General features: G+C 68.5%; 16 protein-coding genes. 8 read left to right on the top strand and 8 right to left on the bottom strand.

The features are described from left to right. Positions 1-56 precede the first annotated feature (56 nt). Positions 57-1,871 carry a glutamine--tRNA ligase/YqeY domain fusion protein gene (locus tag CLU95_RS05800; RefSeq protein ID WP_099791265.1) on the bottom strand — a complete coding sequence of 605 codons (1,815 nt, stop codon included), beginning with the start codon at positions 1,869-1,871 and terminating at the stop codon, positions 57-59. 137 nt (positions 1,872-2,008) lie between these two features. Here CLU95_RS05800 and CLU95_RS05795 point away from each other — a divergent pair, with 137 nt between their 5' ends. Then, positions 2,009-2,368, top strand: coding sequence for a hypothetical protein (locus tag CLU95_RS05795; RefSeq protein ID WP_099791263.1), 360 nt, complete (start codon positions 2,009-2,011; stop codon positions 2,366-2,368). 81 nt (positions 2,369-2,449) lie between these two features. On the opposite strand, the gene CLU95_RS05790 is transcribed toward CLU95_RS05795, so the two are convergent. From CLU95_RS05790 to CLU95_RS05765, 6 genes are all read right to left on the bottom strand, one after another. Then, on the bottom strand, positions 2,450-3,295 hold the full coding sequence (locus CLU95_RS05790; RefSeq protein WP_099797135.1) for a LytR/AlgR family response regulator transcription factor: 846 nt from the start codon (positions 3,293-3,295) through the stop codon (positions 2,450-2,452). A 25-nt stretch (positions 3,296-3,320) separates the two neighbouring features. Further along, on the bottom strand, positions 3,321-4,340 hold the full coding sequence (locus CLU95_RS05785) for a sensor histidine kinase (protein WP_099797134.1): 1,020 nt from the start codon (positions 4,338-4,340) through the stop codon (positions 3,321-3,323). A gap of 71 nt (positions 4,341-4,411) precedes the next feature. Further along, the gene (locus CLU95_RS05780; protein WP_099791262.1) at positions 4,412-4,711 is read right to left on the bottom strand and encodes a 2TM domain-containing protein; all 300 of its coding nucleotides are present in this window, start codon (positions 4,709-4,711) and stop codon (positions 4,412-4,414) included. Between the two features lie 24 nt (positions 4,712-4,735). Continuing rightward, positions 4,736-5,326 (bottom strand): protein-S-isoprenylcysteine O-methyltransferase, encoded by a 591-nt coding sequence (locus CLU95_RS05775; protein ID WP_257214543.1) that lies wholly within the window; start codon positions 5,324-5,326, stop codon positions 4,736-4,738. Positions 5,327-5,345: 19 nt separating this feature from the next. Continuing rightward, positions 5,346-6,293, bottom strand: coding sequence for a sterol desaturase family protein (locus CLU95_RS05770; protein WP_099791258.1), 948 nt, complete (start codon positions 6,291-6,293; stop codon positions 5,346-5,348). A gap of 48 nt (positions 6,294-6,341) precedes the next feature. Continuing rightward, the gene (locus CLU95_RS05765; protein WP_099791256.1) at positions 6,342-6,863 is read right to left on the bottom strand and encodes a DUF6622 family protein; all 522 of its coding nucleotides are present in this window, start codon (positions 6,861-6,863) and stop codon (positions 6,342-6,344) included. A gap of 291 nt (positions 6,864-7,154) precedes the next feature. Here CLU95_RS05765 and CLU95_RS05760 point away from each other — a divergent pair, with 291 nt between their 5' ends. From CLU95_RS05760 to CLU95_RS05740, 4 genes are all read left to right on the top strand, one after another. Next, positions 7,155-8,810 carry an efflux RND transporter periplasmic adaptor subunit gene (locus CLU95_RS05760; RefSeq protein WP_099791254.1) on the top strand — a complete coding sequence of 552 codons (1,656 nt, stop codon included), beginning with the start codon at positions 7,155-7,157 and terminating at the stop codon, positions 8,808-8,810. Beyond that, complete coding sequence (locus CLU95_RS05755; protein ID WP_099791252.1) at positions 8,807-11,932, top strand: efflux RND transporter permease subunit; 3,126 nt, start codon at positions 8,807-8,809, stop codon at positions 11,930-11,932. Before CLU95_RS05760 ends, CLU95_RS05755 begins: the two co-directional genes overlap by 4 nt. A gap of 754 nt (positions 11,933-12,686) precedes the next feature. After that, positions 12,687-15,950 (top strand): efflux RND transporter permease subunit, encoded by a 3,264-nt coding sequence (locus CLU95_RS05745; protein ID WP_099791248.1) that lies wholly within the window; start codon positions 12,687-12,689, stop codon positions 15,948-15,950. Between the two features lie 11 nt (positions 15,951-15,961). Next, positions 15,962-17,461, top strand: a complete 1,500-nt coding sequence (locus CLU95_RS05740; protein ID WP_099797133.1) for an efflux transporter outer membrane subunit — start codon at positions 15,962-15,964, stop codon at positions 17,459-17,461. 137 nt (positions 17,462-17,598) lie between these two features. Here the strand turns inward: CLU95_RS05740 and CLU95_RS05735 are convergent, their stop codons facing one another. Further along, positions 17,599-17,964 (bottom strand): SPW repeat protein, encoded by a 366-nt coding sequence (locus CLU95_RS05735; protein ID WP_099791246.1) that lies wholly within the window; start codon positions 17,962-17,964, stop codon positions 17,599-17,601. 146 nt (positions 17,965-18,110) lie between these two features. On the opposite strand from CLU95_RS05735, the gene CLU95_RS05730 reads away from it, so the two are divergent. The 3 genes from CLU95_RS05730 to CLU95_RS05720 are packed head-to-tail and all read left to right on the top strand — an operon-like array spanning position 18,111 to position 21,530. Continuing rightward, positions 18,111-18,695 (top strand): TetR/AcrR family transcriptional regulator, encoded by a 585-nt coding sequence (locus tag CLU95_RS05730; protein WP_099791244.1) that lies wholly within the window; start codon positions 18,111-18,113, stop codon positions 18,693-18,695. A 60-nt stretch (positions 18,696-18,755) separates the two neighbouring features. After that, complete coding sequence (locus tag CLU95_RS05725; protein WP_099791242.1) at positions 18,756-21,035, top strand: xanthine dehydrogenase family protein molybdopterin-binding subunit; 2,280 nt, start codon at positions 18,756-18,758, stop codon at positions 21,033-21,035. A 27-nt stretch (positions 21,036-21,062) separates the two neighbouring features. Then, positions 21,063-21,530 carry a (2Fe-2S)-binding protein gene (locus tag CLU95_RS05720; RefSeq protein WP_099791240.1) on the top strand — a complete coding sequence of 156 codons (468 nt, stop codon included), beginning with the start codon at positions 21,063-21,065 and terminating at the stop codon, positions 21,528-21,530. Positions 21,531-21,576: the final 46 nt, after the last annotated feature.

Genomic DNA, 21,576 nt, shown 5'->3' with positions numbered 1-21,576 from the left:
GAAAAAAGCCGGAGCCACAACGGCCCCGGCTTCGCGGGAGAACGCGGCAAGCGGCCTTACTTGGCCCAGCTGTCCCGCATCCCCGCCGCGCGGTTGAACACGGGCTTGCCTTCTGCGCCGCCTTTCGCGTCGCGCACGAAGTAGCCATGCCGCTCGAACTGGATGCCCACGCCAGCTTCCGCCTTCGCCAGCGACGGCTCGACGAATGCCGTGCACACCTCGAGGCTGTGCTTGTTCAGCTCATCCAGCAGCTCGCCGCTGCCCGGGTTGGCTTCGGCGAACAGGCGCTCGTACAGCCGCACCTCGGCCTGCACGGCATCGGCCGCGGCCACCCAGGTGATGTTCCCCTTCACCTTGATCGCGTCCGCACCCGGCGTGCCGCTCTTGGTGTCGGGCACCAGCGTGGCCTGCACTTCGAGGAGCTTGCCGTCGGCGTCGCGCGTGGCGCCGGTGCATTCGATGACGTGGCCGTACTTCAGGCGCACCTTGTTGCCGGGGAACAGGCGGAAGAAGCCCTTGGGCTGCACGTCTTCGTAGTCGGTGCGCTCGATCCAGACTTCGCGGCCGAGCTTGAACTCGCGCTTGCCCATCTCAGGGTGGTGCGGGTGCACGGGGGCGGAGCAGTCGTCGAGAACGTCGTCGCCGCCCATCAGCTCGCCCCAATTCGTGATGACCAGTTTCACCGGGTCGAGCACGGCCATCGCACGCGGCGCGACGGGCTCGAGGGTGTCGCGCAGCGCAGCCTCGAGGCTGGCGTACTCGATCCAGCCGCCCGACTTGGTGGTGCCGCTGCGTTCGCAGAACAGCTGCAGCGCGGCGGGCGTGTAGCCGCGGCGGCGCAGGCCGGCGATGGTGGGCATGCGGGGGTCGTCCCAGCCGTCGACGTGCTTTTCTTCGACCAACTGGCGCAGCTTGCGCTTGCTGGTCATCACGTGGGTCACGTTCAGGCGGGCGAACTCGTACTGGCGCGGGTGCGGGCTGGCGACCAGGCCGCCTTCGGCCAGGCGGTCGAGCAGCCAGTCGTAGAAGGGGCGCTGGTCTTCGAATTCGAGCGTGCAGATGGAGTGGGTGATCTGCTCCAGCGCGTCTTCGATGGGGTGCGCGTAGGTGTACATCGGGTAGATGCACCACTTGTCGCCCGTGTTGTGGTGGGTGGCCCGGCGGATGCGGTACAGCGCGGGGTCGCGCATGTTGATGTTGGGGCTCGCCATGTCGATCTTGGCGCGCAGGATGGCGGCGCCGTCGGCGAGCTTGCCATCGCGCATCTCGCGAAAACGCACCAGGTTTTCTTGCGAGCTGCGGCTGCGAAAGCGGCTGTCGGTGCCGGGCGTGTTGAAGTCGCCGCGGTTGGCGCGCATTTCTTCGGGCGTCTGCTCGTCGACATACGCCAGGCCGGCGCCGATCAGGTACTCGGCGGCTTCGTACATGAAGTCGAAGTAGTTGCTGGCGAAGTACTCGTGTTCCTGCAGCGTGCCGGGCGCGCTGGGGCGGTCGGCCAGGTAGGTTTCGTAGCCGAGCCACTTCACGGCGTCGCGGATGGAATCGACGTACTCCTGCTCTTCCTTCTCGGGGTTGGTGTCGTCGAAGCGCAGGTGGCACACGCCGCCGTATTCCTTGGCCAGCTGGAAATTCAGCCAGATGCTCTTGGCATGGCCGATGTGCAGGTAGCCGTTGGGCTCGGGCGGAAAGCGCATGCGGACCTTGGCGGGGTCGGGCATGCCCTGGGCGTGGTGGGCGGCGTCGCCCGGGGAACCGCCCCAGGTGCGGCCTGCGTAGGCACCCTGTGCGAGGTCGTTCTCGATCACATGGCGCAGGAAATTGCTCGGTGCAGCGGTCGTTTTGGTGCCGCTTTTGTCGGTCGGGGAGGTCATCGCGTCATTCTAGAGGGGGGCCTGCGGGGGTTACTTTTGGCAACGCTCTTCACATTGCAGCGTCCACGCGGTTTGCATTTGGGGCGTTCAATACACACATGGGCCCACAACGCCCCCTCAACAAGGAGTTCCACATCATGAGCGTCACACGTTCCACCCTCTTCAAATGGGCCGCCGCCGGTGCGGTGGCCTTCGGTGCCCTGTTTGCGGCCACCTCGGCCAGCGCCCGCGGCGACGTGAGCTGGTCGATCGGCGTCGGCGTGCCCGGCGTGGCGGTCGGCGTGGGCGCTCCCGCCTACTACCCGGCCCCGGTCTATGCACCGCCGGCCCCGGTGTATTACGCACCGCCGCCCCCGGTCTACTACCGCCCGCCGCCGCCGGTGTACTACCGCCCGGCACCGGTCTACTACGCACCGCCGCCGGCCTATTACGGCCCGCGCTATTACGGTCGCGGCTACTACCGCGGTCATGGCCATGGGCACGGCCACTGGCGCTGATTTACAACGCCATTCGTGACTGAATGAAAAAAGCCGGCCCCGAAAAGGCCGGCTTTTTGCTGGGCGCTGGGTGCGCAAATTTCACATGGCGCGAAACAGATGGGCGTAGAGCCGGCTGACCGGGATCTTCTCGGCCCGCCCGCGCAGCGCGAGGTGCAGCTTGCCGACTTCGTCGCGGTGCACCGCCTCGATGGCCGCGCTGCGCACCACCACCGCCCGGTGCACCTGCCAGAAGGTGTCGGGGTCGAGCTGGGGCAGCAGCTGCTTGAGCGGCGTGCGAATCAGGTATTCCTGCGTGGCGGTGAGCACGCGCAGGTATTTGTCGGCGGCCTCGAAATACAGCACCTCGTCGATCGGCACCATGCGCACGGTCGCGCCGCCGGCGTCGCTGGCGGCAATCATGCGCAGCGGCGCTGACGACGACGAGGCCGACGGGGCCCCGCCCGTCCCACCAGCAGCGCCCAGCACCTGGCGCCACTGGGCGAGGGTGCGCTCCAGCGCCTCGTCGGCCGGAACAGGTGGCGTCATCGACGGCGCAGCCGCTGCCAATGCCTGCCGCAGCCGCGCCACGGTCTTGCGCAGGCGCTCGGGCTGCACGGGCTTGAGCACGTAGTCGATGGCCTCGGCCTCGAAGGCGCGTGCGGCGTACTCGTCGTAGGCGGTCACGAACACCAGCTGCGGCATCGGCGCCTCGTCGGTGGGCCAGCTGTCGGCCAGTTCGGCGGCGGCGGCCAGGCCGTCGAGGCCGGGCATGCGGATGTCGAAGAACAGCACCTGCGGCAGCAGCCTCAGCGCCTCGCGCACGGCGCTGTGGCCGTCGCGGGCGATGGCGACCACGCGCAGCTCGGGCCAGGCGGCGGCCAGTTCGGCCTGCAGGGCCTGGGCCAGCAGGGGTTCGTCTTCGGCGATGAGGGCGGTGAGGGGCATCGTCTTCTTGTCGTCTTGGGGCATGTCAGGCAGGCAGGGGAAGGTTCAGGGTGACGCACGTACCGCCGCCCGAGGCCGCGGGGCGCAAGCTCAGGCGGCCTTGCTCGCCGTACACGGTGGCCAGCCGCTCGCGCACCTGTTCGAGTCCGAAGCCGCCGCCTTCCGAGGGCTGCTGTGTCGCATCGAGCCCGACGCCGGTGTCGCTCACCTCGATGACCAACTGGCCCGCTTCGCGGCGCGCGCGCACGGCGATCTCGCCGCCTTCGACCTGGGGCTCGAGCCCGTGGCGGATGCTGTTCTCGACCAACGGCTGCAGCAGCAGCGGCGGCACCGGCGTGTCGCGCAGGTCGTCGGGCAGGTCGAGCGTGTAGCGCAGGCGTTCGCCCATGCGCACCGACATCAGTTCGAGGTAGTCACCCAGCCGATCGAACTCGGCCGACAACGGATGCGACAACGCGCGCGAGCCGCTGAGCGTCATGCGCAGATAACTGTTGAGGCGGTCGAGCATGGCCACAGCACGCGGCGGGTCGACGGTGATCAGCACGCGCAGGTTGGCCAGCGTGTTGAAGAGCATGTGCGGTTCGAGCTGGGTTTCGAGCAGCTTGAGCCGCGCTTCGGTGGCATTGCGTTGGGCCAGTTCGACCTGGCTCTGCATGTACTTGCTCTTGCCGAAGCTGTAGAAGAGAAAGCAGATGACGGACCCCGCGATGATCGTGATGACGACGCCCGTGGCCAGCTTGTGGCCTCGCAGGTCGAGGAAGGTGAAGGCGGGCGCACCGCGCCAGGCGTCGCCGATGAGGTTGCCGATGAAGAAGCCGAAGGTCACACCCGCCACGACCAGCAGCGGGCCCCACGGCGATTTCGGCCAGAGGGCGTCGCGGTGTCCGGTGATGAGGAGCCGGCCGCCATCGATGAAAAGCCAGCTCGCGGTGCCGATCGCCAGCGAATAGACCAGGTTGTCGGCCCAGTCGCCGGCGCCCGCGATGGTCAGCGCGCTCGCAATGAGGCAGTTGAAGACGGCGGTGATCAGCCCATGCCGCAGCATGGACTGGACGTTGGTGGCGCTGAACCGGGCACTGAACCCGGTGGCAAGGGGCGACAGCGACGGGCTCAGGCTCACCGGCGGTCCCCGCCGCCCAGCGCGCGGCGCTCGCGTTCCAGCAGCCGGTCGTACAGGCCGCCACCGGGCGCAATGAGCCAGACCACGGCGCCATGGATCAGCAGGCCCAGGCCCCAGCCCATGAGCGGGTAGACGGCCCAGTTGTGGCCGCGCGAGGCGGCGAGCCCGACCAGCCCGACGTTGACGACCACGTAGACGAAAGCATGGATGAACCAGCCCATCTTGGCGCCGGCGCGGCGGCGGGCGCGCTTTTCAAGGTCGGCGTCGGCGCGGTTCGACGGGGTGGATGTGTTCATGACAGTTCTCCTCATGTGGGCGGGTCAGGATGTGGTGGCGCGCGGCAGGATGCCGCCGGTGCGCCGCATGTAGGTGCGGTATTCGTCGCCGAAGGACTCGAGCATCATTCGCTCCTCCCGCGGCGTACGCACGGCGTAGAGCAGGCCGACGGCCAGCAGCGCGGCGCCGCCGGCGATCCAGTTGTTCAGCAGCAGGGCCTGGCCGATCGCCATGGCGAAGAACGAGGCGTACATCGGGTGCCGGATGCGGCGGTAGACGCCCTGTGTGACGAGGCGGTGGTTGGGGTTGAGTTCCAGCGTGACCGACCAGCTGGCGCCCAGGTCGGCGTGCGAGCGCCAGAACAGCCACAGTCCAGCCGCCATCACCACGGCGCCGACCCAGGCCAGCGCCTCGGGCCGGGCGTAGTGGGCGGCATCCAGCCAGGGCGTCAGCATCAGGACGGCGGGCAGTCCGATCTGGCCGAGGCCCACGGTCACGATCAGCAGGCGGTCGCGTGCATCGGCCCGGCTGTGCGCCTTGGCGCCGGATGCGCCGTGGCGCTGGAACATGGCGCGGATCACCATGTAGGCGACGGTGCCGGCGGCAAATGCCAGATGAGAGGGTTGAAGGTTCACGGACGTCTTTCGGTCGTTCTCAGGAGCGCTCGATGCCCAGGCCGGCCACGAGTGGGCCGTCGGCAGGCTCGGGTTCCGCGGTCAATGCCGCGCGCTGGCGCAGCTCTTCGGTGGTTTCGCCCGGCCCGTCCGGCCGCCAGCCCGGCGGCTTCACCAGATAACCGACGAAGGCACGCAGCGAACGCGCCGAACGCAGGTCGCGCCACAGGTCGCGCCACTGGCTGAACTCGATCTCGAACAGGTTGTACGAGGTGATCGGCTTCACCAGACCGTAGCGGCAGGGCAGGTCGGCGCGCTCGGGGATGTAGGTGCCGAACAGGCGATCGAACACGATCAGCACGCCGCCGTAGTTGCCGTCCAGGTACTCCAGGTTCGAGGCGTGGTGCACGCGGTGGGCCGAGGGCGTGTTGAGCACCCATTCAAGCGGGCCGAGCTTCGGAATCCAGGTCGCGTGAATCCAGAACTGGTAGAGCAGGTTCAGCGTGAGCATCAGCAAGATGATCCGCGGCGGCATGCCCAGGAGCGGCGCGAGCAGGAAGAAGGCCAGGGTGCCGGTGAGCCGGCCGGTCCAGCCGAAGCGGTAGGCAGCCGACAGGTTCAGCTCGTTCGGCGAATGGTGCACGGCGTGGGTGCACCAGAACCAGCGCACGCGGTGCGCGGCGCGGTGGTACCAGTAGTAGCAGAACTCCTGCCCGATGAAGCAGGCGAGCCAGCCGGTCCAGTGGTCCATCGGCAGCGTGAAGAGCCGGTGGGCGTAGAGCCAGTCCATCGCGCCGACCCAGAAGGCCAGCGGCAGCAGCCAGCGCAGCGGGTATTCGCGCACCAGAAAGTCGAACACCGAAATGCCGGCCGCCTTCCAGTCGTAGCTGCGCCAGCCGTTGCGCCAGGACAGCACCAGCGCTTCGGCCAGCGAGGCGAGCAGCACCACCGTGACGGAAATCTTGAGGATCAACACGAGCACGGTCATGGCGGTTCCTGGCGTCTAAGGGCAGGCGGGGCTGAGTTGGGCGGAATCTTAGGCCGCGCGGGCGCCGCTGACCATCGCACCCGACGCCGCGGCCAGCCGCCACAGGCGCGCGGCACGGGCCGCGAAGATGCCGCTGAAGGCGCCGTACAGCGCGGGCACGCCCAGGGCGAAGGCCACGTGGTGGCGCAGCTCGGGGTGCATGGCCAGCGACACGCCCACCACGTATTTGGTGAAGAAGATGCCCATCATGAGCATCAGCGGCACCGCGGTGCCGGCCACCTCGAACTGGCGGGCCGCCGCGTCGTAGCGCGTGGTCGCAGGCAACGGACGGCGCAGCACCAGCGCCACGAGCAGCAGCGCCGCCACGGCCCAGCCGAGCAGGGCGCCGGCCGAGTCGCCGAACACCGACACCACGCCGAAGAACGACAGGCCGGCCATCGCGACCGGCATCACCAGCACGCGGTTCAGGCCGAGGCGGTTGGCCACGAGCTGCCGGCCGCCGAGCCAGGCCAGCAGGACGAACACGGCGAACACCCACTTCGGGGTGTGAAGAAGGATTTGCATCAGCATGGGAGGCTCCGTTCGGTTGGAAGAAGAAGACAAAGGGGGCAGGGAATCGATGGAGCGGACTGTGCCGATGCCGTCCGGCCCCCGCCACGGCCATGCGACGAAATGCGGGTGGGCGGCGTGAAGTGCCGGCCGCCGGCGTGAATGGCGGGCGGAAGGTCGCGACAGATGTATGCAAACGGAAGCTTTACCGTCGCTTTACGGCACGGAAAACTTGGGGAGTGATATTTCGCGCTGTACTCTAGACCGCCTCCCTTCCGGCTGCCTTTTCGCACCCCTTCGCACGCACCGCCCATGGATTCCCAAACGCCCCCCGAGCCCCTGCCACCCGTCGTGTCGCCGACCCATCCTCCGGCGCGCCGGCGCCGCTGGTTCGGGAGCCTGATGGCCCTGCTTCTGCTGGTGGCCCTCGGGGGCGGTGCCTGGTATTTGATCCAGCGTTCCAAAGCACCGACGCCCGGCGCGGGTGGACCTCGAGGACCAGGTGGTGGCGCAGGACGGCCCGGCGGCGGTGGTCCGGGTGGGCGAGCGGGTGGTGGCGGCGGCGGCGCGGCCTCCAGCACCGTCGGCACCGCCATCGCGCGGCAGGCCGACATTCCGGTGCAGCTCGAAGCGCTGGGCACGGTCACGCCGCTGGCCAATGTGACGGTGCAGCCGCAGGTGTCGGGCGTGCTCACGGCCGTGCTGTTCAAGGAAGGCCAGATGGTCAAGAAGGGCGACGTGCTCGCCACCATCGACCCGCAGCCCTTCGAGAACGCGCTGGCGCAGGCCGCCGGTGCACGCCAGCGCGACGAGGCGCAGCTGGCCGCGGCGCGCGTCACGCTGCAGCGCTACCAGACGCTGCTCGGGCAAGACTCCATCGCCCGCCAGGACGTCGACACCCAGGCCGCGCTGGTCAAGCAGCTCGAAGGCACCGTGGCCATCGACCGCGCCAACGAAAACACCGCCAAGCTCAACCTGACCTGGAGCCGCATCACGGCGCCGGTGAGCGGGCGCATCGGCCTGCGGCCGGTGGACGCGGGCAACTACATCTCGACCGGCAGCACGGGCGGCGTGGCCACCATCACGCAGATCGCGCCCATCGACGTCGAGTTCGCCATTCCGCAAGACCGCGTGCCCGAGGTGCAGGAGCGGCTGGGGCAGGGCGCCACGCTCGCTACCACCGCCTTCGACCGCACGCGCACACGCCGGCTGGCCGAGGGCAGTTTTTCCACGCTCGACAACATGGTCGACACGCAGACCGGCACCGTGAAGGCCAAGGCGCGCTTCACCAACGCCGACGGCGCACTGTTCCCGAACCAGTTCGTCAACCTGCGGCTGCTGCTGCGCACCGTGAGCAGCGCGGTGGTGGTGCCGGTCACGGCGCTGCGGTACGGCCCGAACGGCGACTACGTGTACGTGGTGACGGCCGAGAACACGGCGTCGCAGCGGCCGGTGACGCGCGGTGAATCGAGCGTCGAATTCGCCTCGATCACCAAGGGCCTGCAGCCCGGAGAAACCGTGGTGACCGAAGGCGGCGACCGCCTGAAGGACGGCGCACGCGTGCAGACCACGGTCGACCGGCCGGCCGGTGCGGCCTCCGGCGCAGCAGCGCCGGGTGGACGGCGTGGAGGACGTCGGCAGGAAGGCGCCGGCGGTGCGGGTGGTGCGCAAGGCGGCGGTGCCCGTCCGGCCGAAGCGGCGGCGCCGGCTGCAGCGCCAGCGGCAACAACGCCTGCACCTGCAGCAGCCCCTGCACCCGCAGCCACACCCGCCAAGCTCCCCACCCCCGAGCAGCGCCAGCGCATGCTCGACGCGGCCAAGGACGACCCCGAACAGCTTGAACGCCGCAAGCGTTTCCTCGAAGCCCTCGACCGCGGCGACCCCGCCGCGCTGGAGCGCTGGCAACGTCAGTCCGAGCGCGGCGGTGCCGGCGGCGAACGCGGCGGTGAGGGACGGCGCAGTCCATGAGCCCCTCGCGCCCGTTCATCCTGCGGCCGGTCGCCACCTCGCTGCTGATGCTGGCCATCGTGCTGGCCGGCTTGGTGGCGTTTCGCTTCCTGCCGCTGGCGGCGCTGCCGCAGGTCGACTACCCGACCATCCAGGTCCAGACGCTCTACCCCGGGGCCAGCCCCGAGGTCATGAGCAACACCGTCACCGCGCCGCTGGAGCGCCAGTTCGGCCAGATGTCGGGGCTCGACCGCATGAGCTCGACCAGCGCGGCGGGCGTGTCGATCATCACGCTGCAGTTCTCGCTGGGCCAGACGCTCGACGTCGCCGAACAGGAAGTGCAGGCCGCCATCAACGCCGGCGGCTCGCTGCTGCCGGCCGACCTGCCCGCGCCGCCGGTGTATGCCAAGGTCAACCCGGCCGACGCGCCGGTGCTCACGCTGGCCATCACCTCCGACACGCTGCCGCTCACCGAGGTGCAGAACCTCGTGAACACCCGGCTCGCGCAGAAGATCAGCCAGGTCTCGGGCGTGGGCCTCGTGTCGCTCAGCGGCGGGCAGCGCCCGGCCGTGCGCATCCAGGCCAACACGCAGGCGCTGGCGGCCAACGGCATCGGGCTGGATTCGCTGCGCACCGCGATCAGCGCGGCCAACTCCAATGGCGCCAAGGGCAGCTTCGACGGCCCCAAGCGCGCCTACACCATCAACTCGAACGACCAGCTGCTCACGGTCGACGACTACAAGAACCTCATCGTCAGCTACAAGAACGGCGCGCCGATCCGCATGGTCGATGTGGCGCGCGTGGTCAACAGCGCCGAGAACGCACAGCTGGGCGCCTGGTCCGGGCGCAAGGTCGATGGCGAAGTGCAGCTCACGCCGGCCATCATCCTGAACGTGCAGCGCCAGCCCGGCGCCAACGTGATCGCCACCGTCAACGCCATCAAGAAGCAGCTGCCCGAACTGCAGGCCGGCCTGCCCGCGGGCCTGCAGATCGAGGTGCTGAGCGACCGCACCGCCGGCATCCGCTCGTCGGTGCAGCACGTCGAGATGGAACTGGTGCTGGCCGTGGTGCTCGTGGTGCTGGTGATCTTTGCGTTCCTGGGCAGCCTGCGCGCCACCGTCATCGCCAGCATCGCCGTGCCGATCTCGCTCATCGGCAGCTTCGGCCTGATGTACCTGCTGGGCTACAGCCTGAACAACCTGAGCCTGATGGCGCTGACCATCGCCACCGGCTTCGTGGTGGACGACGCGATCGTCATGATCGAGAACATCGCGCGCTACATCGAGGAGGGCGAGAAGCCGCTGCAGGCCGCGTTCAAGGGCGCGGCGCAGATCGGCTTCACCATCATCTCGCTGACTGTGTCGCTCATCGCCGTGCTGATCCCGTTGCTGTTCATGGGCGACGTGGTGGGCCGCCTGTTCCGCGAGTTCGCCGTGACGCTGGCGATCACCATCCTGATCTCGGGCGTGGTCTCGCTCACGCTGGTGCCGATGATGTCCGCGCGCTGGCTCAAGCACGAGCCGAAGAAAGACGCGTCGGGCACCGGCTTCGGCGCGCGCGCCCAGCGTTTCTTCGACGGCGTGATGGTGCGCTACGACCGCTCGCTGCACTGGGTGATCGCGCACCAGCCGCTCACGCTGCTGGTGGCGCTGCTCACCATGGTGCTGACCGTGGTGCTGTACCTCACGATTCCCAAGGGCCTGTTCCCCACGCAGGACACCGGCCAGTTGCAGGCCCGCGTGCAGGCCGCGCAAGACGTCTCTTTCGAGCGCATGGCGCAACTACAGCAGCAAGCTGCGCGCGCCATTCTTGAAGACCATGACGTCGAGAATCTGAGTTCGTTTGTCGGCGTGGACGCGGCCAACAACACGATGCTGCACACCGGCAGCATGCTCATCAACCTGACCAAGAGCCACGACAACCAGCAGGAGGTGATGGGCCGCCTGCGCGAGCGCGTGCAGAAGGTGGCAGGCCTCACGCTGTACCTGCAGCCCACGCAAGACCTGACCATCGATGCCGAGACCGGCCCGACCGAGTACCGCGTGTCGCTGGAAGGCGTGAACAGCGCGCTCGTCACCGAGTGGATGCAGAAGCTCGTGGCGAAGCTGCAGGAGTCGGACAAGGTGCGCAACGTGAGCAGCGATGCCGGCGCGCAAGGCCTGGCTGCGTATGTGAACGTGAACCGCGACACGGCATCGCGGCTGTCGATCACTGCGAGTTCGGTGGACGACGCGCTGTACAGCGCCTTCGGCCAGCGCATCGTGTCGACCATTTTTACGGAGACGAATCAGTACCGCGTGATTCTGGAGGCGCAGCCCGGCATGGTGAACACGCCGCAGACGCTGGGGCAGTTGAACCTCATTGCGGGCTCGGGCACGGCGACGCCGCTGTCGGCCTTTGCGGAGATCAGCGAGCGGCAGGCGCCGTTGCAGATCACGCACGTGGCGCAGTACCCGGCGAGCACGTTGAACTTCGATACGGCGCCGGGGGTGGCGCTCGGTGGTTCTGTTGCGGCGATTCGCGCGGCTGCGAAAGAGATCGGGTTGCCGGGCAGTGTGACGATGACTTTTCTGGGGGCTTCGGGGGCTTATGAGAAGTCTTTGTCGAATCAGCTGTGGTTGATTCTGGCGGCGGTGGTTTGCGTGTACATCGTGTTGGGGGTGCTGTACGAGAGCTATGTGCATCCGTTGACGATTTTGTCTACGTTGCCTTCTGCTGGGGTTGGGGCTTTGTTGGCGCTGATGATTACCGGCAATGACCTGGGGGTGATCGGGATCATCGGGATCATTCTGCTGATCGGCATCGTGAAGAAGAACGCGATCATGATGATCGACTTTGCTATCGATGCTGAGAGGACGCAGGGGAAGTCAGCGCGTGAAGCCATTCATCAAGCTGCTCTGTTGCGGTTTCGTCCGATCTTGATGACTACGCTGGCGGCTTTGTTTGCTGCTGTGCCTTTGATGTTGAGTTTTGGGGATGGGGCTGAGTTGAGGCGTCCTCTGGGGCTTGCCATCTTTGGTGGGTTGATCGTTAGTCAGCTGCTGACTTTGTTTACTACGCCGGTTATTTATTTGGCGTTTGATCGGTTGGGTGGGGGGAGTGGTCGGCGGTCTTCTTCGGAGCTTGAGGAGGAGACGGCTTGATCTGGTTCATCTCCTGTTGCTTGTTTGTTTTCCGGGGCCGGGTCTCGCCCCGGCAGGCGACCTACTTTTCTTTGCTTCGCCAAAGAAACGTAGGCAAAAGAAAGGCGACCCCACTGTCTGCGTCCCTCCGCTTCGCTACGGGCAACCTGCGGTGCTCGCGTTTCGCGGGGTCTTGCAGAACTCGCTTCGCTCAAACAGCTGCGAGCCCTGATCCGCGAAACGCTGCGCTCCTCGGCGCATACAGAGGGGCTTCGATACCGGGCGGGCCGTCGCTTCGCTCGGCCTGGGATCGGGCCTTTGCTTCGCTCGGCGGGCGGACTTGCTCCCTCTCCCCTTGGGGAGAGGGCGGGGGTGAGGGCATCGGCCTTCATGCGCGCGAGGCGGTGTTTCTGTGCCGCGGACCCTCACCCCAACCCTCTCCCCAAGGGGAGAGGGAGCAATGCAAGCCGAGCGAAGCGAAGGCTCGTGAGGTGTTCAGGTGCCGAGCGAAGCGATGGCCCGTTGGTATCCAAAGCCCTTCTGTATGCGCCGAGGAGCGCAGCGTTTCGCGGATCAGGGCTCGCCCTTGTTTGAGCGGAGCGAGTTTGGGCGAGACCCCGCGAAACGTGAGCACCGCAGGTTGCCCGCAGCGAAGCGGAGGGACGCAGACAGCAGGGTCGCCTTTCTTTTGCCTACGTTTCTTTGGCGAAGCAAAGAAAAGTAGGTCGCCCGCCGGGGCGAGACCCGGCCTCGGGAAGCAAAAAGAGGCACTGCGATGAACCTGTCGCGCCCCTTCGTCCGGCGCCCCATAGGCACAGTCCTCCTGACCATAGGCATCGCCCTGGCAGGCATAGCCGCGTTCTTCGTCCTCCCAGTCTCCCCGCTCCCCCAAGTCGACTACCCAGTCATCTCAGTAAGAGCCTCGATCCCAGGCGCAAGCCCCGAGACGATGGCAACCAGCGTCGCAACCCCGCTGGAACGACACCTGGGAACAATCGCCGGCGTCAACGAAATGACGTCCACCAGCTCCGTGGGTTCATCCCGCGTCACGCTGCAATTCGACCTAAGCCGCAACATCGACGGCGCCGCCAGAGAAGTCCAGGCCGCCATCAACGCCAGCCGCGTAGACCTGCCTGCCACCTTAAGAAGCAACCCAACCTACCGCAAAGCCAACCCCGCAGCCTCCCCCGTCATCATCCTGGCCCTCACGTCAAAGACAAAGACCCCGGGCCAGATCTACGACGCCGTCTCCAACATCGTCAGCCAGCGCCTGTCCCAAGTCGACGGCGTAGGCGACGTGGAAATCGGCGGCGGCTCGCTCCCCGCCGTGCGCATCGAGTTGCTCCCCTTCGCACTCAACCGCTACGGCATCAGCACCGACGACGTGCGCGCCGCAATTCAAGCGTCCAACGCCAACCGCCCCAAAGGCATGGTGCAAGGCGATGGCCGCAAGCTGCAGATCTACACCCAGACCCCGGCGCTGCGCGCAAGCGACTACGCCTCGATGGTCGTGGCCTGGCGCAACGGCGCGGCGGTGCGGCTGCGCGAGGTGGCCGACGTGATCGATGGCGTGGAAGACACGCGCACGCTGGGCCTGTTCAACGGCGAGCCGGCGATCATCGTGCTGATCACGCGGCAGCCTTCGGCCAACATCATCGAGACGGTCGACAACGTGCGCGCGCTGCTGCCCGAGCTGCAGGCGCAACTGCCGCCGGACGTGACGCTGCAGGTCGCGTCGGACAGCACCAACTCGATCCGCAGCTCGCTGCGCGAGGTGGAGATGACGCTGGTCATTGCGGTGCTGCTGGTGGTGCTGGTGGTCAGCCTGTTCCTGCGCAGCGTGCGCGCGACCGTGGTGCCGGCGGTGGCGACGGTGGTGGCGCTCTTGGGTACGTTCGGGGTGATGCACCTGCTGGGCTTCAGCCTCAACAACCTGAGCCTGATGGCGCTCACGGTGGCCACGGGCTTCGTGGTGGACGACGCCATCGTGGTGCTCGAGAACACCAGCCGCCACATCGAGGCGGGCATGTCGCGCATGAAGGCGGCGCTGCTCGGCGCGCAAGAGGTCGGTTTCACGGTGCTGTCGATCAGCGTGTCGCTGGTGGCGGTGTTCATTCCGTTGCTGTTCATGGGCGGGCAGGTGGGGCGGCTGTTCCGCGAGTTCGCGGTGACGCTGTCGGCGGCGGTGCTGATCTCGCTGGTCATCTCGCTCACGACCACGCCGATGATGTGCGCGTGGATGCTCAAGCCGGGCGGCGAGCACGACAAGAACAAGCCGCAAGGTCGCCTCGGCCGCGCGGCGGCGCGCAGCTACGACTGGATGCTCAAGCGCTACGAAAGCGCGCTCGATTGGGCACTCGACAGCAAGGCGATCGTCATGTTCGTGCTGCTGGCGGTGGTGGGGCTCAATGTCTACCTGTTCAGCGCGGCGCCGAAAGGCTTCTTCCCGCAGCAGGACAGCGGCCAGCTAAACGGCGGCCTGCGCGCCGACCAGAGCATTTCGTCGCAGGCCATGGGCGCCAAGCTGCGCGAGGTGGTCGACATCATCCGCAAGGACGAGGCGGTCGACACCGTGGTGGGCTTCACCGGCGGCGGGCGTGCGGGGGGCGGCTTCATGTTCGTCAACCTGAAGCCGGCCAGCCAGCGCAAGGACAGCGGCCTGGCGGTGATCGCGCGGCTGCGCCCGCAGCTGGCGCAGGTGACGGGGCTGCGCGTGTTCCTCGGCCCGGTGCAGGACGTGCGCTCGGGCGGGCGCTCCAGCAACTCCACCTACCAGTACACGCTCAAGAGCGACAGCCTGTCCGACCTGCGCACCTGGGCCGTGAAGCTGGCCGACGAGATGAAGCAGCAGCCCACGCTGACCGACATCGACACCGACCAGGACCAGAACGGCGTGGAGACAGTGGCCAAGGTCGACCCCGACAGCGCGCGGCGCCTGGGGCTGACGTCCACCGCCATCGACAACGCGCTGTACAACGCCTTCGGCCAACGGCAGGTGGCCACGATCTACACCGAGCTCAACCAATACCACGTGGTGATGGAGTGGGCGCCGGCCTACACGAGCAGCCCGAACGCGCTGCGCGACGTGTACGTGCCCGCCACCAAGACCTCGGTGATCGGGGGGCAGGCCGTGACCACGCAGGTGGCGGCAACGACCACGACATCCACGGGCAGCAAGGCGGCCTCCACCAGCGCCGCCGCGACGGTGCCGGTGTCGGCCAACGCCGGCCTGCGCAACGCCTCGACGGGCAATGTGCTGAGCAACACGGCGACCACGCTGGTGCCGCTGTCGGCGGTGGCGAAATTCGAGGAGCAATCGGTCGCGACCTCGGTGAGCCATGAAGACGGCGAGCTGGCCACCACCATCTCGTTCAACCTGGCCGAAGGCGCCAACCTGGGCGACGCGCGCGAGGCCATCGCCAAGGCCGAGGCCAACATCGCGATGCCGACGAATGTGCGCGGCGCCTTTGCTGGCACCGCGCTGAGCGCGCAGCAGTCGCAGGGCCAGCAGGCGATGCTGATCGTGGCGGCGCTGGTGGTGATCTACATCGTGCTGGGCATCCTGTACGAGAGCCTGGTGCATCCGGTGACGGTGCTGTCGACGCTGCCCTCGGCCGGCGTGGGCGCGGTGCTGGCGCTCTTGATGTTCCGCATGGAGTTTTCCATCATCGCGCTGATCGGCGTGTTCCTGCTGATCGGCATCGTGAAGAAGAACGCCATCTTGATCATCGACTTCGCGCTGGAGGCCGAACGCTCGCGCGGCCTCAGCCCGCTCGAGGCGGTGCGCGAGGCCTGCCTGTTGCGCTTCCGTCCGATCCTGATGACCACGCTGGCCGCCGCGCTCGGCGCGCTGCCGCTGGCCATCGGCTTCGGCGAGGGCGCGGAGCTGCGCCGGCCGCTGGGCGTGGCGATCATCGGCGGGCTCATCGCGAGCCAGCTGCTGACGCTGCTCACCACGCCGGTGGTGTATCTGCTGCTCGACAAGCTGCGCCGCCGCGGCAAGAACGAACACGCGCTGAGCCGCGCTCCGGCCGTCTGAGACCCATGACCATGAATGCCTCTGCTTTTCCCTTTGACAGTTCACGGCGCTTCTTCGCGCTGAGCACGCTCGCGCTGGCCGCCGTGCTCGCCGGCTGCGCCGTCGGCCCGACCTACCAGTTGCCCGCCTCCGCTGCGCCCGCCGGCTGGAAGGAACAGCCCGCCGCCGACGGCTGGCTGCCCGCCGCGCCGGCCGACGCGCTCGACCGCGGCGAGTGGTGGAAGCTCTTCGGCGACGCCACGCTCGACGAGCTCGCGGGGCGCGTGCAAGTGTCGAACCAGAACATCGCCGCCGCCGTCGCCAACTACACGCAGGCCCAGGCACTGGTGCGCGAGCAGCGCGCGGGGCTGTTCCCGTCGGTGTCGTTCGACGGCAGCGGCAAGCGCTCGGGCACGCTGGGCGGCAACGCCTCGGCCAGCCCGTCGAATGCCTTCGGCGCCACACTGGGCGCGAGCTGGACGCCCGATGTGTGGGGCCGCCTGCGCGAAACCGTGAACAGCGCGCAGGCCAATGCACAGGCCAGCGAGGCCGACCTGGCCTCGGCGCGGCTGTCGGCCGTCGGCGACCTCGCCACCCACTACTTTTCTCTGCGCGAGGCCGACGCCGAGATCGTGCTGCTCGACGAAACCATCCTCGGCTACCAGCGCGCCTTCGAGATCACGAGCAACCGCTACGCCGCCGGCATCGCCGCGCAGACCGACGTGCTGCAGGCGCAGACGCAGCTGGTGAACGCCAAGGCCGACCGCGTGGGCCTGCAGCGCACGCGCGCCACGCTGGAGCACGCGATTGCGATGCTGGTGGGCGTGGCGCCGGCCGACTTCAGCCTGCCGCCCGCGCGCTGGACGCCCACGGTGCCCGGCGTGCCGACCGGCGTGCCTTCGACGCTGCTGCAGCGCCGGCCCGACATCGCGGCGGCGGAGCGCGCGGTGGCCGCGGCCAATGCGCAGATCGGCGTGGCGCGTTCGGCCTACTACCCGAACATCTCGCTCACGGCCTCGGTCGGCAGCAACGCGAGCCGCGTGAAAGACCTCTTCGGTTCGGCCAACACGCTGTGGGGGCTGGGCCTGTCGGTGGCGCAGGTGGTGTTCGATGCGGGGGCGATCAGCGCCAGCGTCGATGCCGCCAAGGCCGGCCACGAGGCCAGCGTGGCGCGCTACCGGCAGACCGTACTGGCCGCGTTCCAGACCGTCGAAGACCAGCTGACGACCGGCGCCACGCTGGCGCAGCAGGAAGGCCTGCGCCGCGAGGCCACGGCAGCGGCCGACAAGACCGAGCAGCAGTTGCTCAACCGGTATCGTGCGGGGCAGGTGAGCTACACCGATGTGGTGCAGGCGCAGGCCGCTGCACTGAGCGCGCGGCGCGCGCTCGTGCAGCTTCAGGTCAATCGCCAGGCCGCGGCAATCGCGCTGATCCAGGCCATGGGCGGCGGCTGGCAGGCCGACTGGATGGGCGATGCCCGCCCGGCCGGCAACAGCACTTCAAACAACAACGCCGCTTCCCGCACACCGTAAGGGGCGGGCGTCGCGGGCGGGCATGGGAACCTGCCTGGCCCGTCGGCCCGGTCCGGCGCGAACACCGGACCGGGCGTCGTCGCTTCGCGGCGGTGGTCGCCGCTCGGCTCACACTATCGCTCTCTCCCCATCAGTGATCAGTGCGCCGGACGGTCGATGGCACCGCCCAGGTAGTCCTTGTCGGTCACCAGGACCCAGAGGGCGAGCACCATGATCAGCGCGGCGACAAGCACCGCGTTGACCAGCGCCGGCTCGACCATGCGGAAGTTGAGCAACCAGGGCGACACCGCCAGCCAGGCTGCCAGCGCCACTTCGGTCCACTCTTCCCACTGGTGCGGCACGAAGGTCGCGCCCAAGGCCACGGCGCCCAGCAGGATGCCGGTCGCCACCATGGTCCACATGGCGAGCGAATTGCCCTGAAAGCCCAGTACCCATGGCGAGACGATCAGCCACACACCGGCGACGGCGTTGACGGGGTCCTGCCAATGCTTCACATGCTTCATGGTCGTTACCTCCTGTCGCAGCACGACGCCACGACGCTGGTTGGACTACCGCGTTACACCGTGGTTCCACGGGGCTTGCGGATCGGCGCTGCGTTCCTATACTTGAGTGCGCACTCATTTAAACGAACGATGGAGACCATCGACGCATGGCCCGACCCCGCAGCGCAGACAAGCACAACGCGATCCTCGAGGCGGCGCTGGTCGAGTTCGGCCGGCGCGGCGTGTGGGCCACGCCGACCTCGGCGATCTCGCGCACCGCGGGCGTGGCCGAGGGCACGCTGTTCACCTACTTCGCGAGCAAGGCGCTGCTGACCGACGCGCTGTACCGCGTGCTGAAGACCGAGCTGGCCGGCGTGATGCTGGCCGACTGGCCCGAAGCGGCCGACCCGCGCGCCCAGTTCCACCACATCTGGGACCGCTACGTGCGCTGGGGCGTGGCGCACCCCGGCAAGCTGCGCGTGCTCGCGCAACTCAAGGTGTCCGACGAACTGAGCAACGAGAGCCGCGTCGCCGGCATGGCGCCGTTCGCGCGGCTGGAGGCGGCAGCGCACGAGTGCATGCGGCGCGGCGAAGTCGTCGAGCGTCCGATGGAGTTCCTGGGCGCGATGTTGACCGCCATGGCCGAGACCACCGTCGGCTACATCGCGCAGGCCGGTGACGACCCAGAGGCCTTCGACTACGCCGAAGCCGGCTTCGAGATTTTCTGGCGAGGCATCGCCGTGCCGCCCTGACGACGGCGACGACTTTTTCCGCGCGAACGACAAGCAAGACCCCACCGAAGAAAGACCACCATGCCTCAACTCAAACGCCGCCACTTCGTGCTCGGCACCCTCGGGGCCGCCGGCGCCCTGGTCGTCGGCTGGGCTGCCACACCGGCCGCGTCGCGCCTCGTGCCCGGTGCGCCGCTGCCGGCGGGCAACGGGCAGGTCGCGCTCAACGGCTGGGTCAAGGTGGGCAGCGACGACACGGTCACGCTGGTCATGACGCAATCGGAAATGGGGCAGGGCACCCACACCGGCCTGGCGATGCTGCTGGCCGAAGAGATGGACGCCTCGATGTCGCAGGTGCGGCTCGAGCAGGCCGGCTTCGATGCCATCTACAACAACCAGGCCGTGATCCTCGACGCGCTGCCCTTCAAGCCCGGCGACGAGGGCTTCGGCAAGCGCGCGGCGCACCAGGTGGTGGGCAAGCTGCTGCGCACGATCCCGGGGCTCTCGGGCACGGGCGGCTCGTCGAGCGTCACCGACCAGTGGGGCCCGGTGCGCGAGGCCGGGGCCTCGGCGCGCCTCATGCTGGTGGGCGCGGCGGCGGCGCAGTGGCAGGTGCCCGCGGGCGAATGCCGCACCGAGGCCGGCCGCGTGCTGCACCCGGCTTCGAACCGCAGCGCGCGCTTCGGCGAACTCGCGGCGCAGGCCGCGCAGCAGCCGCTGCCCACGGCGGTGAAGCTCAAGGCGCCAGCCGACTTCCGCGTCATCGGCCAGCCGCAGCGGCGCATCGACAACGCCGGCAAGCTCAACGGCACCGCCACCTACGGCATCGACGTGCTGCCGCCGGGCCTGCTGTACGCCAGCATCGCCATGTGCCCGACGCTGGCCGGCCGCGTCGCGAACTTCGATGGCAAAGCCGCCGAGGCGCTGCCCGGCGTGCGCAAGGTGATGGCGCTGGAGCCCGTGGCCGCGAGCCTCGTCGGCACCGGCAGCACGGCGGGCGGCGTGGCCGTGATCGCCGACACGCCGTACCACGCGATGCGCGCGCTGAAGAAGGTCGACATCACCTGGGACCACGGCCCGGCCGCGAGCCTGTCGAGCGCCGAGATGATCGACCGCCTCGCGCGCACGCTCGACGCCGACGCGGGCAACGCCCGCCTCGATACCGGCGGCGTGGCGGCGGCGCTGAAGTCCGCCGCGCACACGATCGAGGTCGAGTACCGCGTGCCCTTCCTGGCGCACGCCACCATGGAGCCGATGAACTGCACCGTGCAGTTCAAGGACGGCGCCGCCACCGTCTGGGCGCCGACGCAGGCGCCGGGCTTCGCGCGCGCCGCGGTCGCCAAGACGCTGGGCATCGACGCAGAGAAGGTCACGCTGCACGTGACTTACCTGGGCGGCGGTTTCGGGCGGCGCTACTTCATCGACTTCTTGGTGCAGGCCGCGCAGCTCGCGCGCGAGGCCGGCGGCGCACCGGTGCAGCTGATCTGGTCGCGCGAGGAAGACATGACGCACGACTTCTACCGCCCGGCCTACGTGGCGCTGTGCAAGGCCGGCTTCGACGCGGCGGGCGCGCTGGTCGCGTGGCAGACCACCAGCGCCGGCTCCAGCCTGGGCGCGCCGTCGTTCATGGACAACTCGACCGACGGCGCCTGGAACACCGCCTACGACTTCCCGCAGGCCCGCGTGGCGCACGTGCCCGTCGAATCGGCGGTCACCACCGGCATCTGGCGCTCGGTGGCGCATTCGCAGAACGGCTTCTTCGTCGAGAGCTTCATCGACGAATGCGCCGTGGCCGCCGGCAAGGACCCGGTCGCCTTCCGCGCCGGCCTGCTCGCCAAGGACGCGCGCCACCTGGCGGTGCTCAAGCGCGTGGCCGAGCTCTCGAAGTGGGGCGAGCCGTTGGCCGACGGGCCCGACGGCACGAAGCGCGCGCGCGGCGTGGCCATTCATCGCGCCTTCGGCAGCATCGTGGCGCAGGTGGCCGAGGTGTCGGTGACGCCCGAGCGGCAGATCCGCGTGCACCGCGTGGTGTGCGTGATCGACTGCGGCCTGCCGGTGAACCCCAACCTGATCCGCCAGCAGATGGAAGGCGGCATCGTGTTCGGCCTGTCGGCGGCGCTGCGCGGTGAGATCACCGTGGTGCGCGGCCAGGTGCAGCAGAGCAACTTCCACGACTACACGCCGCTGCGCATCGACGAGTGCCCGGTCATCGAGGTCGACATCCTCGCCGGCACCGGCGTCGAGGTGCCGCCCGGCGGCGTCGGCGAGCCGGGCACGCCGCCCATCGCGCCCGCCGTGGCCAACGCCGTGTTCGCGCTGACCGGCCAGCGCCTGCGCAGCCTGCCTTTGCGGCTGGCCTGACCCCTCGAGAACTAGAAGGACATCCCCATGACCACGACCACCACGCTGAAGATCAACGGCCAGACCGCCACCGTGAGCGCCGAGCCCGACACCCCGCTGCTGTGGGTGCTGCGCGGCGAAATGAAGCTCGTCGGCACCAAGTTCGGCTGCGGCAAGGCGCTGTGCGGCGCCTGCACCGTGCACCTGGACGGCCAGGCCGTGCGCTCCTGCGTCACCCCGCTCGAAGCCGTGGGCACGCGTGAGGTCACCACCATCGAGGGCCTGAAGGGCCGGGAGGCCGACGCCCTGCGCCAGGCCTGGACCGAGGTCGACGTGGTGCAGTGCGGCTACTGCCAGAGCGGCCAGCTCATGTCGGCCTGCGCACTGCTCAAGGCCACGCCCCAACCCAGCGACGACCAGGTCTCGGACGCCATGCGCGGCAACATTTGTCGCTGCGGCACCTACCCCCGGATTCGCGCCGCGATCCACTTGGCGGCCGAAACGGCGGGGCGGTAACGCGGAAACCGGGGTGTTTGTTTACAGAAGTTAATAATTTTGCCGT

It is taken from the genome of Variovorax sp. 54 (assembly GCF_002754375.1).
In the GTDB taxonomy this organism is placed as follows: Bacteria; Pseudomonadota; Gammaproteobacteria; order Burkholderiales; family Burkholderiaceae_C; genus Variovorax.
This window is presented reverse-complemented; position numbering and strand designations above follow the sequence as displayed.

What these genes read in the sequence shown, in the direction of transcription:
- CLU95_RS05780 (WP_099791262.1), bottom strand. Translation starts at nt 4,711, where the DNA reads ATGAACACATCCACCCCGTCGAACCGCGCCGACGCCGACCTTGAAAAG.
- CLU95_RS05785 (WP_099797134.1), bottom strand. Translation starts at nt 4,340, where the DNA reads ATGCTGCGGCATGGGCTGATCACCGCCGTCTTCAACTGCCTCATTGCG.
- CLU95_RS05795 (WP_099791263.1), top strand. Translation starts at nt 2,009, where the DNA reads ATGAGCGTCACACGTTCCACCCTCTTCAAATGGGCCGCCGCCGGTGCG.
- CLU95_RS05745 (WP_099791248.1), top strand. Translation starts at nt 12,687, where the DNA reads ATGAACCTGTCGCGCCCCTTCGTCCGGCGCCCCATAGGCACAGTCCTC.
- CLU95_RS05730 (WP_099791244.1), top strand. Translation starts at nt 18,111, where the DNA reads ATGGCCCGACCCCGCAGCGCAGACAAGCACAACGCGATCCTCGAGGCG.
- CLU95_RS05760 (WP_099791254.1), top strand. Translation starts at nt 7,155, where the DNA reads ATGGATTCCCAAACGCCCCCCGAGCCCCTGCCACCCGTCGTGTCGCCG.
- CLU95_RS05800 (WP_099791265.1), bottom strand. Translation starts at nt 1,871, where the DNA reads ATGACCTCCCCGACCGACAAAAGCGGCACCAAAACGACCGCTGCACCG.
- CLU95_RS05725 (WP_099791242.1), top strand. Translation starts at nt 18,756, where the DNA reads ATGCCTCAACTCAAACGCCGCCACTTCGTGCTCGGCACCCTCGGGGCC.
- CLU95_RS05740 (WP_099797133.1), top strand. Translation starts at nt 15,962, where the DNA reads ATGAATGCCTCTGCTTTTCCCTTTGACAGTTCACGGCGCTTCTTCGCG.
- CLU95_RS05755 (WP_099791252.1), top strand. Translation starts at nt 8,807, where the DNA reads ATGAGCCCCTCGCGCCCGTTCATCCTGCGGCCGGTCGCCACCTCGCTG.
- CLU95_RS05765 (WP_099791256.1), bottom strand. Translation starts at nt 6,863, where the DNA reads ATGCTGATGCAAATCCTTCTTCACACCCCGAAGTGGGTGTTCGCCGTG.
- CLU95_RS05720 (WP_099791240.1), top strand. Translation starts at nt 21,063, where the DNA reads ATGACCACGACCACCACGCTGAAGATCAACGGCCAGACCGCCACCGTG.
- CLU95_RS05770 (WP_099791258.1), bottom strand. Translation starts at nt 6,293, where the DNA reads ATGACCGTGCTCGTGTTGATCCTCAAGATTTCCGTCACGGTGGTGCTG.
- CLU95_RS05735 (WP_099791246.1), bottom strand. Translation starts at nt 17,964, where the DNA reads ATGAAGCATGTGAAGCATTGGCAGGACCCCGTCAACGCCGTCGCCGGT.
- CLU95_RS05790 (WP_099797135.1), bottom strand. Translation starts at nt 3,295, where the DNA reads ATGCCCCTCACCGCCCTCATCGCCGAAGACGAACCCCTGCTGGCCCAG.